Origin of the sequence: Streptomyces sp. A0958, from assembly GCF_004795035.1 — a bacterium.
In the GTDB taxonomy this organism is placed as follows: Bacteria; Actinomycetota; Actinomycetes; order Streptomycetales; family Streptomycetaceae; genus Streptomyces.
Window position 1 is genome coordinate 66258 of the sequence record NZ_SSBK01000011.1, and the last position, 12632, is coordinate 78889.

The window sequence follows — 12632 nt, forward strand, 5'->3', positions numbered from 1 at the left end:
TGCGCACCACTTTCGCGACGCGCGGCGCGGGCGTCAAGACTTGTGACTGAGAGCGCTCTCAAAAAGAAGGACTCTTCACAACTCGACGCTGCTCAGCGCCACTTGGCGGCCCCGTGCGGCCCATCGTGTATGACGCGTGATCAGGAGCTGAAGGCGGCGCCCGGGATGCCCCGTCTCCGCCCCACTTGGACTTACGCAGGGCGGTTGTTGGACTGGAGAAGCCCTCGGGGCCGTACGTCGTTGACGGTGTGCGTAGCCGACGACTACGCAGTGCACATGTCACCAAGATTTACTCCGGCGGGCGCCGCAGCCGCCGCCTCAGCCGCCGTCCTGGCCCTGGTGGGGGCCGCGCTCCCCGCCACGGCCGCCACCCCCGCACCCGCCGCGGCCGGCCGTGCCGTCCCCGCGGGCAGCCCCGTCCTCGCCTCCGGGCAGCTCGCGGTCGCCGTCGCCGCCGACTTCCCGCGCGTCCTCACGTACACCGACCGCGCCTCCGGCAAGCAGCTGACCGGCAGCACCCGGCCGGTCACCGCCGTCACCCTGAACGGCGCCGCGCACACCGTGCGGCTCAAGGGCGCCCCGAAGACCACCAGATCGGCCGCCCGCTACACCCTCGCCTTCCCCGACCTGCCCGGCGTCGAGATCGACGCCACGCTGTCGGTGTCCGGGCGCGCCACCACCTTCAAGGTGACCGCCGTCCGCGACACCGCCGCCTTCCGGGTCTCCACGATCGACATACCCGGCCACGACCTGGTCTCCGTCACCAGCACCGACGCCGGGGCCGCGACCGCCTTCACCCGGCTGGACACCGACTCCACGAAGACCGCCGACGTCTTCGCGAAGGTCACCGGGGACACCCCGGCGGACGCCGCGCCCTCCGGGGCCACCTACGCGATCCTCAACACCGGCTCGCTGGCCGCCGCCGTCGAGTCCAACTCCTCGTACGACAAACCCTCCGGCGCCACCGGCGGCGACGACGCCCGCTTCTGGCACCAGGCCCGCAAGGAGGACGACGGCTCCACCCGGGTCGCCGTCTGGTCGGGGCAGTGGACCTACCGGGGCGAGGGCGCGCCGAAGCCGGAGAGCGGCGACAACCTGCCCTGGGCCAAGGTCGTCGTCACGCCCGACGCCAACGGCGACAGGACCGTCGACTGGCAGGACGGCGCCGTCGCGTTCCGCTCCATCGGCGTGGTCGCGCCGGGCAGCGAGGACACCGCGGACCGGGTGATCACGCACATCCCGTTCAACTTCGCCAGCCAGGCCACCCACCCCTTCCTGCGCACCCTGGACGACGTCAAGCGGATCTCCCTGTCCACCGACGGCCTCGGGCAGCTCGCCCTCCTCAAGGGGTACGCCTCCGAGGGCCACGACTCCGCGCACCCCGACTACGGCGGCGACTACAACAAGCGCGCCGGCGGTCTGAAGGACCTCAACGCCCTCCTGAAGGACGGCAAGAAGTGGGGAGCGACCTTCGGCGTCCACGTCAACGCCACGGAGGCGTACCCGGAGGCGAAGGCGTTCGACGAACAGCTCGTCGACAAGACGCAGCCGGGCTGGAACTGGCTCAACCAGAGCTACTACATCGACCAGCGCCGCGACATCAACAGCGGCGACCTCGCCAAGCGCTTCCAGCAGCTGCGCGACGAGACCGGCAGCAACCTCAGCATGCTGTACATCGACGTCTACTACACGCACGGCTGGATCGCGGACAAGACCGTCCAGGCCCTCCAGAAGCAGGGCTGGAACGTCTCCAGCGAGTGGGCCGACAAATTCGAGCGGGCCTCGCTCTGGTCCCACTGGGCCAACGACCTCGACTACGGCGGCGCCACCAACAAGGGCCTCAACTCGAAGATCATCCGGTTCATCCGCAACGGCGAGAAGGACGTCTGGAACAACGACCCGGTCCTCGGCCAGAGCGCCATCGCCGAGTTCGAGGGCTGGACCGGCGAGACCGACTGGAACACCTTCTACGACAACATCTGGCAGCGCGATCTGCCCGCCAAGTACCTCCAGCAGCAGCAGATCACCCGCTGGGACGGCAACGACGTCACCCTCACCGGCGGGATCAGCGGCACGGTCGAGGACGGCAAGCGGACCTTCTACGACCACGGCCGCAAGGTGCTCAGCGGCACCGACTACCTGCTGCCCTGGGACGGCGGCAAGAAGCTGTACCACTACAGCGAGTCCGGCGGCACGAGCAACTGGGCGGTGCCGTCCAAGGGCACGTACACCGTTTACAAGCTCACCGACAACGGCCGGGTCAAGACCGGCACGGTCCGCCCGGTGAACGGGAAGATCACGCTGAAGGCCGAGGCCGGGCAGCCGTACGTCCTCTACCCGCACCAGGCCCCCAAGGCGGCCGACGCCAAGTGGGGCGAGGACACCCTCGTCGACGACCCCGGCTTCAACGACGACCGGCTCGGCGACTGGTCGAGGACCGGCACCGCCGTCCGCGACACCGACGACCAGGGCCGCAACTCCGCGAAGCTCTCCGGCACCGGCACCGCCGCGCTCTCCCAGCGCATCGACGGACTGAAGCCCGGCGCCCGCTACACCGCGTCCGCGCTCATCGAGGTCGAACCCGGCAAGACCCGGCACACCACGCTCTCGGCCGGCGGGAAGTCCGTCGCCGTGGACCGCTCCACCGCCAAGGACTACGTCGCCGCGTCCGACTGGCACGGCACCTACTTCCAGCGCGCCAAGGTCAACTTCACCGCCCCCGCCAACGGCCGCACCACGCTGCGCATCGAGGCCGCCAGGGGCAGCGCGGCGACCGTCCGCGCCGACGACGTACGCATCGTCGCCAACGCCCCGGCCACCAGGAAGAACACCGTCGTCCACGAGGACTTCGAGGACGTCGACCAGGGCTGGGGCCCCTTCCTCAAGGGCGACGCGGGCGGCTCCACCGACCCCCGCACCAGCATCTCCCAGCTGCACGCCCCGTACACCCAGGCCGGCTGGAACGGGAAGCTGATCGACGACGTGCTCGGCGGCAAGGAGTCCCTGAAGGCCCACGAGGAGAACACCGGGCTCGTCTACCGCACCGCCCCCTGGACCGTCCCGATGACCGACGGGCACCGCTACAAGGTCGAGTACGACTACCAGTCCAGCCACGCCGGGGCCTACGAGTGGGTCGACGGCTACGACCGGATCACCACCGACGGCAAGCCCGCGTCGGTCGAGACCCGCACCACCGCCATCGGCGCCCAGCACACCACCGGCCACTTCTCCGAGACCGTCACGGCGGGCTGCGGCGACACCTGGACCGGGCTGCGCAAGCGCGGCGACGCCCCCGGGGGCGCCGACTTCGTCCTCGACGGCTTCACCGTGACCGACCTCGGCAAGGCCCCCGCCGGTGAGCAGGCAGCCTGCGGCACGCTCACGGTCGCGGCCGCCGCCGAGACCCTGGAACCGGGCACCGCCAACACCGTCAGGGCGAGCTTCACCAACTACGAGTCCACCGCCGCCACCGGCGTCTCGGTGAACCTGACCCTCCCCGAGGGCTGGAAGGCCGAGCCCGCGGGCGCCGTCACCTTCGACTCGGTCGCGGCCGGCGCCAAGGCCACCGCGAGCTGGCAGGTCACCCCGCCGGTGGACGCCGAGTACCGCACGTACGCCCTGACCTCCGAGGCCTCGTACACGACCGGCGACGGGCAGCGGAAGCTCGGCGCGCAGACCTCCGTACGCACCCTGCCGCCGCCGCCCACCACGGACAGCTGGGCGAGCGACCTGGACTGGACGGCCTCCTCCAACGGCTGGGGGCCGGTCGAGCGCGACCTGTCCAACGGCGAGACCGGCGCCGGCGACGGCACCGCGCTGACCATCGGCGGCACGGTCTACGAGAAGGGCCTCGGCAGTCACGCCCCGGCCACCGTCCGCTACTACCTCGGCGGGCAGTGCACCACCTTCACCGCCGAGGTGGGCGTGGACGACGTGCAGAAGACCGCGGGCAGCGTGCAGTTCTCCGTCGAGGCGGACGGCACCGAGAAGGTGAAGTCGCCGGTGCTCCGGGCGGCCGACGCCGCCTGGTCGCTCACGGCCGACGTCACCGGCGCCAAGTACGTCGAGCTGAAGGTGGGCGACGGCGGCGACGGCAACGGCAACGACCACGCCGACTGGGGCAGCGCCCGCTTCCACTGCGGGAGCTGAACCGCTGAGGCGCAGGAGGGGGCGGGGCCCGCGCAGGCCCCGCCCGCTCTGCTGCCCACCACCCCCCTGGCCCACCGGTGTGTGCGGCAGACCACAGTGGGGTCTTTGTGGAACCTCCACAAACGATGGCGGGTACCGGCTGGTACTTCGCCTGCATGGCTCCGGACTTCTGTCAGGCTCCACCAGTAAACCGGGCAGGAGACTGTACGGAGTCGACGGCACGATTTTCTTGACCGGGTTCGTAGGGTCGATACATGACCGTTGTGGACGAAACCCAGGGTGAGCCGAGCGACACCCGTGGCCGGGTGGCCGAACTGCTGGCACTGCGCGAGCAGGCCCGGCGCGGACCCAGTGACCGGGCGACCGAGGCGCAGCACGCGAAGGGCAAGCTGACCGCGCGCGAGCGCATCGAGCTGCTGGTGGACCCGGGTTCGTTCCACGAGGTCGAGCAGCTGCGCCGGCACCGGGCGACGGGTTTCGGCCTGGAGGCGAAGAAGCCGTACACGGACGGTGTGATCACCGGCTGGGGCATGGTCGAGGGCCGGACGGTCTTCGTGTACGCGCACGACTTCCGGATCTTCGGCGGCGCCCTGGGCGAGGCCCACGCGACGAAGATCCACAAGATCATGGACATGGCCATCTCGGCCGGTGCGCCGCTGGTCTCCCTGAACGACGGGGCCGGGGCCCGTATCCAGGAGGGTGTCTCCGCGCTCGCCGGTTACGGCGGCATCTTCCAGCGCAACACCCGCGCTTCCGGGGTGATCCCGCAGATCAGTGTGATGCTCGGCCCGTGCGCGGGCGGCGCGGCCTACAGCCCCGCCCTCACGGACTTCGTGTTCATGGTCCGTGAGACCTCGCAGATGTTCATCACCGGCCCGGACGTCGTCAAGGCGGTCACCGGCGAGGAGATCACGCAGAACGGCCTCGGTGGCGCCGATGTGCACGCCGAGACCTCGGGCGTGGCGCACTTCGCGTACGACGACGAGGAGACCTGCATCGCCGAGGTCCGCTACCTCATCGGGATGCTGCCCTCCAACAACCGGGAGAACCCGCCCACCGCGGCGAGCGACGACCCGGCCGACCGGCGCGGCGATTCCCTCCTGGACCTGGTGCCGGCCGACGGCAACCGCCCGTACGACATGCACAAGGTCATCGAGGAGCTCGTCGACGACGGCGACTACCTGGAGATCCACGAGCGCTGGGCCCGCAACATCATCTGCGCCCTGGCCCGGATGGACGGCCAGGTTGTCGGGATCGTCGCCAACCAGCCCCAGGCCCTGGCCGGTGTGCTGGACATCGAGGCGTCCGAGAAGGCCGCCCGCTTCGTACAGATGTGCGACGCCTTCAACATTCCGATCATCACTCTTCTGGACGTACCCGGCTTCCTCCCCGGCGTCGATCAGGAGCACGGTGGGATCATCCGGCACGGCGCGAAGCTGCTCTACGCCTACTGCAACGCGACGGTGCCCAGGATCTCCCTGATCCTGCGCAAGGCCTACGGCGGCGCCTACATCGTCATGGACAGCCAGTCCATCGGCGCGGACCTCACCTACGCCTGGCCCACCAACGAGATCGCCGTGATGGGCGCGGAAGGCGCCGCCAACGTCATCTTCCGCCGCCAGATCGCCGAGGCCCAGGACCCCGAAGCCATGCGCACCCGCATGGTCAAGGAGTACAAGACCGAACTGATGCACCCGTACTACGCCGCCGAGCGCGGCCTGGTCGACGACGTCATCGACCCGGCCGAGACCCGCGAGGTCCTGATCGCCTCGCTCGCGATGCTCCGCTCCAAGCACGCCGACCTGCCGGCCCGCAAGCACGGCAACCCCCCGCAGTAGTCCGAGGCCCCCGCAGCGACCCTGCGAGCCCCGCGAAGAACTGCCGACGAAGACGGAGAGACACACCCATGAGCACTGCCACCGCCGAGTCCGTGCTGCGCGTCGAGAAGGGTCTCGCCGACCCCGAGGAGCTGGCCGCCATCACCGCGGTCCTGCTCGCCCGCGCCGCCGCCCAGCCCGCCGAGAGCCCCGCCCGCCGGGGCCGCGACACGGCCGGCTGGCGCCGCCTGGAGCGCACCCCCGGCTTCCGGGCCCCCCACAGCTGGCAGGGCTGACCCCCGGGCGGGCCGAGCCCGTCCGGCGATCGAGGACGAGCAAGGCCGCCAGGCCGAGCGGCACACGCCGAGGGCCCCGCACTCACAGGAGTGCGGGGCCCTCGGCGTACGGCAGCACCTACCGCAGGCGCGCCATCAGCGCATGCTCGACCAGCGTGATCAACGCGCTCTTCGCATCCGCCCGGTGCCGCGCGTCCGTCGTCAGGATCGGCGTGTCGGGTCCGATCTGGAGCGCCTCGCGAACCTCGTCGGGGGTGTACGGCTGGTGTCCGTCGAAGCCGTTGAGGGCGATGACGAACGGGAGCCCGCTGTTCTCGAAGTAGTCGACCGCCGGGAAGCAGTCGGCGAGCCGGCGGGTGTCCACCAGGACCACCGCGCCGATGGCGCCGCGCACGAGGTCGTCCCACATGAACCAGAAGCGGTCCTGGCCCGGCGTACCGAAGAGGTACAGGATCAGGTCCTGGTCGAGCGTGATGCGGCCGAAGTCCATCGCCACCGTCGTGGTGGTCTTGTCCCCCGTGTGCGTCAGGTCGTCGATGCCCGCCGAGGCGGACGTCATCACGGCTTCGGTGCGCAGCGGATTGATCTCCGAAACGGCACCGACAAACGTGGTCTTACCCACGCCGAAGCCCCCTGCCACCACGATCTTCGCCGAGGTAGTGGAGCGGGCCGCTCCGCCGCTAGAGCTTGCGAAGTCCACTGAGCACCCTTTCGAGCAGTGTCACATCTGGCTGGCCGCCGGCGGACTCGTCGCCGCCGGGCTGGTGGATAGCGACGAGTCCGGCCTCTGCCAGGTCGGCTACGAGGATTCGGGCCACGCCGAGGGGGATCGAGAGGAGGGCCGAGATCTCGGCCACCGACTTGATCTCGAAGCACAGCCGGCAGATCCGCTGGTGCTCGGGCAACTGCCCTTGCAGCCGGGACGGATCAGCCGTAGTACTGACCAACGCCTCAATCGCGAGTTGGTAGCGCGGTCGGGTCCGTCCACCTGTCATGGCGTACGGACGGACCAGCGGATTGTGCGCGGCCGGAGCCGGCTCGGGAGCCCGCCTCGGCTGCACAGGCTGGATACGGGGCGGCTGCTGCGGGGCGTCCAGGCGGTGCGGGCGCTGCGGGCGCCCGGGCCGCTGGGGCTCCTGCTGAGGCCAGTCGGAGCCCTGGCCCTGCTGCGGCTGCCGGTACGGCTGATAGGGCTGCTGATCGCCCTGTCTGCCTGGTGTGGAGGGGAAGTTGAAACGTTCGTCCCCGTGCTCACCCGATACGTGCCGACCACCGTCGAACCGGTGCCCGCCTGGGGGTGTACCCACGATTCCTCCTCCGCCTGCCGGTCCCGAATCCAGTGGGCCCGCGCCACCGCACCCTATGGCGCGGTGACGCGAAACGCACTGTCTGTCTACTAGTTAAGAAGACTTCCCTGAAGCTCGGCGCGGAGGTCCGGAGTCAGGACGCTGCCGGCGCGGTCGACCAGAAGGGCCATTTCGTACCCGACCAGACCGATGTCGGCATCCGGGTGGGCGAGAACGGCCAGCGAGGACCCGTCCGAAACGGACATGATGAAGAGGAAGCCGCGCTCCATCTCCACGACCGTCTGATTCACCGCGCCGCCCTCGAAGATCCGCGAGGCGCCGGCCGTCAGCGAGGTCAGCCCGGAGGCGACCGCGGCCAGCTGGTCGGCACGGTCCCGCGGGAATCCCTCGGACATCGCCAGCAGGAGTCCGTCGGCGGAGACCACCACCGTGTGCGACACCCCGGGGGTGTTGTCCACGAAGTTGGTGATCAACCAGTTCAGATTCTGCGCCGCCTGGCTCATCGGGCTCACACTAACGCTCCTGGTTGTAGGTATTACTTGTGTCCGCACCCGCGTTGCGTCCCCGCAGGACACCGCGTCGCAGGTTGCTCAGCCTGCCACGCACGTCCTCCGGAGCGCGGGAGACCTGGGGGCCGCCCTGCTGGGTCTGTTCGGCGGTGCCCTCGACCAGGTTGGCCTTGGGCACGCGCCGGGGAAGACCGGACGGGGTGATCCCGCCCGCCTTCGGCTCCCGGAGCTTCTCGGCCCGCTCCCAGCGCTCGTCGTTGGCCGAGCGCCAGTCGTCGGAGCCGTTCGCGTCCTGCTGCGCCGGCGGCGTCCGCTGCGGCAGTTCCTGCTGCTGCGGCCCCTCCTGCGCGGCGTCGGGCCGACCGTTCCCGCCGCCCGTGGGCTGCCAGTGCTGTTGGCCGCCCCGGCGCGGGAGACCGGCTTCGGTGAGTTCGTGGCCGGCGTTCGGGACGGGGCCCGAACGCTCGAAGCCTACGCGCTCCTGCGGCTCGGCGGGAGCGCCCGCCACAGATTCCGCTTCCGCCTGCGCCACCGGCTCGAAGCCGCTCTGGTACGCGCCCTGATCAGGCCACTCTCCCTGCTGGGGCTGGACGGCGTACTGCTCGTCGTAGGCATGCTGGGGCGCCTCGGGGGCCGCGTACGCCGCCTCCGGATAACCGGCCTGCGGATCGCCGTAGCCGGACTGCCCCTCGTAGCCGGTGTCACCGCGGTACGGGTCGTAGCCGCCCTGGTAGCCGGGCTGCGCGTACTGCTGCTGCCCCGTCTGAAGGGCCTGCCCGTCCTGCTGCGGCTCCTGGCCGTACGGGTTGGTGGCGTAGGGGTCCTCGCCGTTGCCGCCGTACGCGCCCTCGGCGTACCGCTGCTCCGGCTGCTCCTGCGGGGGCTCGCCGCCGCTCTGCGCCTCCAGCGCCGCGCGGCGCTCCTCGCGCATCAGCGAGCGGCCCACCGGGTTGAGCTGGGAGCCGTCCGCGGACGGCTCCTCGTAGCGCGAGTCGTCGAAGCCGAGTTCGGCCGCCGTACGCAGCTGCGGCTGCTGCGGCAGGGCGTCGAAGGCCTGCTGCTCCGGAATCATCGAGGAGACGGTGAAGTCGTCCTGGCCGGGGGCCTCGCCGCCGCCACCGTGGGTGATCGCGTCCGGCAGCATGACCAGCGAGGTGGTGCCGGCCTGCTCGCCCGAGGGGCGCAGCTGGACCCGGATGCCGTGCCGGTCGGCGAGCCGGCCGACCACGAACAGGCCCATGCGCTGGGACACCGCGGCGTCCACCGTCGGCGGGTTGGCCAGCTTGTGGTTGATGTCGGCGAAGTCCTCGGCGGTGAGGCCGATGCCCTTGTCGTGGATCTCGATCATCACGCGGCCGTCGGGCAGCCGGGTCGCGGTGACCCGCACCTTGGTCTGCGGCGAGGAGAACGTGGTGGCGTTCTCCAGCAGCTCGGCCAGCAGGTGCACGAGGTCGGTGACGGACTGGCCGTGGATGTCGGTCTCCGGGACGCCGGAGAGCTCGATGCGCTCGTAGGACTCCACCTCGGAGGATGCGGCCCGCAACACGTCCACCAGCGGCACCGGCTGGTTCCAGCGGCGGCCGGGCTCCTCGCCGGCGAGGACGAGAAGGTTCTCGCCGTTGCGCCGCATACGGGTCGCCAGGTGGTCCAGCCGGAACAGGCTCTCCAGCTGGTCCGGGTCGGCCTCGTTGTTCTCCAGGTCGGTGATGAGGGTCAGCTGGCCCTCGATGAGCGACTGGTTGCGGCGCGAGAGGTTGGTGAAGATCGCGTTGACGTTGCCCCGGAGCATGGCCTGCTCGGCCGCGAGCCGGACCGCCTCGCGGTGCACCTGGTCGAAGGCGCGGGCGACCTCGCCGATCTCGTCCTGGGAGGTGATCGGGATCGGCTGGACGCGGGTGTCGACCCGGCCCGGGTCGGTCCGCGAGAGCTGGTCGACGAGCGAGGGCAGCCGCTGCTCGGCGATGCCGAAGGCGGCGGTACGCAGCCGGCGCATCGACCGGCTCATCTGCCGGGCCATGAGCCCGGCCAGGATGAACGCGGCCAGCAGGGCGACGAGCACGATCGTGGCGTTGACGACGGCGTCGGTGCGGGCGCTGGACGAGATGTCCGCGGCCTCGGTCACCGCCCGGTCGACGAGCTCGTCCTCGACCGTGGTGTAGCCGTCGAACTTGGCGGTCGCGGCGGCCATCCAGGTCTCGGGGGTGATCCCCTTCGCCTTCAGCTGGGCGGGGTCCTTGCCGAGGCCGATCTCCTGGGCCATGCCGTCGTAGACCGAGCCGTCGATGGTGGGCGGCGTCACGAACGGCACCCCGGCGGCGTCGGCCTTCTCCTTCGCGGCCTTGAGGTCGGCGGCGCCGGCGGTGGCCTTGGCGGTCATGACCTGCTTCAGCCGGGCCGCGTCGGCCTCCGTACCACCGGAGGTGAACTCACCGAGGGCGATCTGCTCCAGGTAGTTGTACGAGCCGAAGGCCTTGACCTGGTCGTTGAACTTGGTGCCCTCCTTGCTCGGCCGCACCAGGAGGTGCATGCCGATGGAGCGCTGAAGCGATTCTGCGGCCTTGGCCAGTTCGATCGCGTAGACGGTACGGCCGTAGCTGGTGATATTGCCGGTGCCGAGACCCAGTTCGTTGCAGAACTCCATGAGGGAGTGCTGCACCTGTACGTAGCCCTCTTCGGTCTTCACCGGGTCCATGGCGGCGGTGTAGGCGGCCTTGCGCAGCTGCGGGAGCTTGGGCTCCTCCAGCTTGAACAGCTTGAGGCGGCGCTCCAGGCCCTGGGTGGCCGGCATGCTCCGCACGGCCTCGTCGAACTTCTCGGCGGCCGCGTCGGTGGTGGCCCGGGCCTGCGTGACGACGTCGTCGTCCCGCTTGTTCGACAGCAGCGGCTCGGCGGTGAGGTCGCGCTCGTTGAGCAGGGCCTGCCCGTACTCGGCGGCAGCGCGCACGATCAGCGCGGTCTTCTCCGCGTCCTGGGCCTCCTGCCAGGTGTTGATCGAGCCCTTCACCTGGAAGCCGCCCATGACCAGCCCGACCAGTACGGGGATCAGGAGGATCGCGTTCAGCCGGGTGGGCACCCGCCAGTTGCGCGGGGACAGCCGACTGGTGCTGCCACCGGCCGGTATCCCTTCGGACACGGCGGCGGACGGCGCCGCGGCACGCGGCGGCGGGGTGAAGTTGCCCCGCTCCGCCTGCGCCGGGGAGCCCTCGTTGTTACGCCTCACTCGACCAACAACCTCTCGGCGTCGGCACCTACGCTGTGCCGTGTTTTGTTCAGGGCCGTACTACTCGGGAGTTGGTCGAATTGCAGCACGGCTACCTGCCCCGTTCCAAACAGTTGGAATGGGCGATTCCGAGTGGCGTACGCCTCAGATAAAACGGGCATAAAGAACGAGCCCCGCCAAAAGGCGAGGCTCATGTGAGCGCAGCGACACCGATCGTGCGCATCCGGTGTCGGACGTGGGGCAATTCTCTTTCGAAACGTTATGAAGGCGGGGGCGGATCGTGTCAAAGGACACAGCCCGCCCCCGTGTGACTACTGTAACTGCCGTACGTCACTACCTACTTGCGGCTACTTGAGCCGCGCCATCAAAGCGTGCTCCACCAGCGTGATCAGACCGCTCTTCGCGTCGGCGCGGTGCCGTGCGTCGGTGGTGATGATCGGGGTGTCGGGTCCGATCTGGAGCGCCTCGCGCACCTCGTCGGGGGTGTACGGCTGGTGTCCGTCGAAGCCGTTGAGGGCGATGACGAACGGGAGCCCGCTGTTCTCGAAGTAGTCGACCGCGGGGAAGCAGTCGGCGAGCCGGCGGGTGTCCACCAGCACGACCGCGCCGATGGCGCCGCGCACGAGGTCGTCCCACATGAACCAGAAGCGGTCCTGGCCCGGCGTACCGAAGAGGTACAGGATCAGGTCCTGGTCGAGCGTGATGCGGCCGAAGTCCATCGCCACCGTCGTGGTGGTCTTGCCGCCGGTGTGCGTGAGGTCGTCGATGCCCGCCGAGGCGGACGTCATCACGGCTTCGGTGCGGAGCGGATTGATCTCCGAAACGGCACCGACAAACGTGGTCTTGCCCACGCCGAACCCACCGGCCACGACGATCTTCGCCGAGGTGGTGGCCCGGGTCGCCGCACCGCCGTTAGAGCTTTCGAAGTCCACTGAGCACCCTTTCGAGCAGTGTCACATCCGGCGCGCCGCCGGCCTCTCCGTTGCCCGGCTGGTGAATGGCCACCATGCCGGCTTCCGCCAGGTCCGCGACGAGAATCCGCGCCACACCGAGGGGCATCGACAGCAGGGCCGAGACCTCGGCCACCGACTTGACCTCGCGGCACAGATGGCAGATCCGCTGGTGCTCGGGGAGCAGGGTCCCCAGATGCGCGGGATCGGCCGTGGTGCTGACCAGTGCTTCTATCGCTAGCTGATAGCGCGGCCGGGTGCGTCCGCCGGTCATGGCGTACGGACGGACCAGCGGCTGGTCGCCCTCACCTTCGTACGACGCGTGGCTGGACGCGCCGTACGGATCGGGTGAGGCGGGTGGCGGGGTCATGAATCCTCCGGGCG

9 protein-coding genes are annotated in these 12632 nt (G+C 70.1%); 3 read left to right on the forward strand and 6 right to left on the reverse strand.

Annotated elements, in window-relative coordinates:
* Nucleotides 1–276 precede the first annotated feature (276 nt).
* The 3 genes from E6P78_RS14060 to E6P78_RS14070 all read left to right on the forward strand — a co-directional run bounded on the left by E6P78_RS14060 (nucleotide 277) and on the right by E6P78_RS14070 (nucleotide 6262).
* Entirely contained in the window at nucleotides 277–4149 is a 3873-nt protein-coding gene (locus E6P78_RS14060; RefSeq protein ID WP_136203919.1) for an endo-alpha-N-acetylgalactosaminidase family protein, read from the forward strand.
* Between the two features lie 254 nt (nucleotides 4150–4403).
* Complete coding sequence (locus tag E6P78_RS14065; RefSeq protein ID WP_136203920.1) at nucleotides 4404–5987, forward strand: acyl-CoA carboxylase subunit beta; 1584 nt, start codon at nucleotides 4404–4406, stop codon at nucleotides 5985–5987.
* Between the two features lie 68 nt (nucleotides 5988–6055).
* A complete protein-coding gene (locus E6P78_RS14070; RefSeq protein WP_136203921.1) occupies nucleotides 6056–6262 on the forward strand; it encodes an acyl-CoA carboxylase subunit epsilon in 207 nt (68 codons plus the stop codon).
* A 118-nt stretch (nucleotides 6263–6380) separates the two neighbouring features.
* On the opposite strand, the gene E6P78_RS14075 is transcribed toward E6P78_RS14070, so the two are convergent.
* The 6 genes from E6P78_RS14075 to E6P78_RS14100 all read right to left on the reverse strand — a co-directional run bounded on the left by E6P78_RS14075 (nucleotide 6381) and on the right by E6P78_RS14100 (nucleotide 12618).
* Complete coding sequence (locus E6P78_RS14075) at nucleotides 6381–6962, reverse strand: ATP/GTP-binding protein (protein WP_014048542.1); 582 nt, start codon at nucleotides 6960–6962, stop codon at nucleotides 6381–6383.
* Nucleotides 6943–7569 (reverse strand): DUF742 domain-containing protein, encoded by a 627-nt coding sequence (locus E6P78_RS14080; protein WP_136203922.1) that lies wholly within the window; start codon nucleotides 7567–7569, stop codon nucleotides 6943–6945. The genes E6P78_RS14075 and E6P78_RS14080 overlap by 20 nt, the downstream gene beginning before the upstream one ends.
* An 89-nt stretch (nucleotides 7570–7658) precedes the next feature.
* Complete coding sequence (locus E6P78_RS14085) at nucleotides 7659–8072, reverse strand: roadblock/LC7 domain-containing protein (RefSeq protein WP_018551717.1); 414 nt, start codon at nucleotides 8070–8072, stop codon at nucleotides 7659–7661.
* A 10-nt stretch (nucleotides 8073–8082) separates the two neighbouring features.
* Nucleotides 8083–11298 carry a nitrate- and nitrite sensing domain-containing protein gene (locus E6P78_RS14090; RefSeq protein WP_136203923.1) on the reverse strand — a complete coding sequence of 1072 codons (3216 nt, stop codon included), beginning with the start codon at nucleotides 11296–11298 and terminating at the stop codon, nucleotides 8083–8085.
* Nucleotides 11299–11645: 347 nt separating this feature from the next.
* Nucleotides 11646–12230: an ATP/GTP-binding protein gene (locus E6P78_RS14095; RefSeq protein ID WP_018551719.1), complete on the reverse strand. Its 585-nt coding sequence runs from the start codon at nucleotides 12228–12230 to the stop codon at nucleotides 11646–11648.
* Entirely contained in the window at nucleotides 12211–12618 is a 408-nt protein-coding gene (locus E6P78_RS14100) for a DUF742 domain-containing protein (RefSeq protein WP_018521347.1), read from the reverse strand. Before E6P78_RS14100 ends, E6P78_RS14095 begins: the two co-directional genes overlap by 20 nt.
* Nucleotides 12619–12632 lie beyond the last annotated feature (14 nt).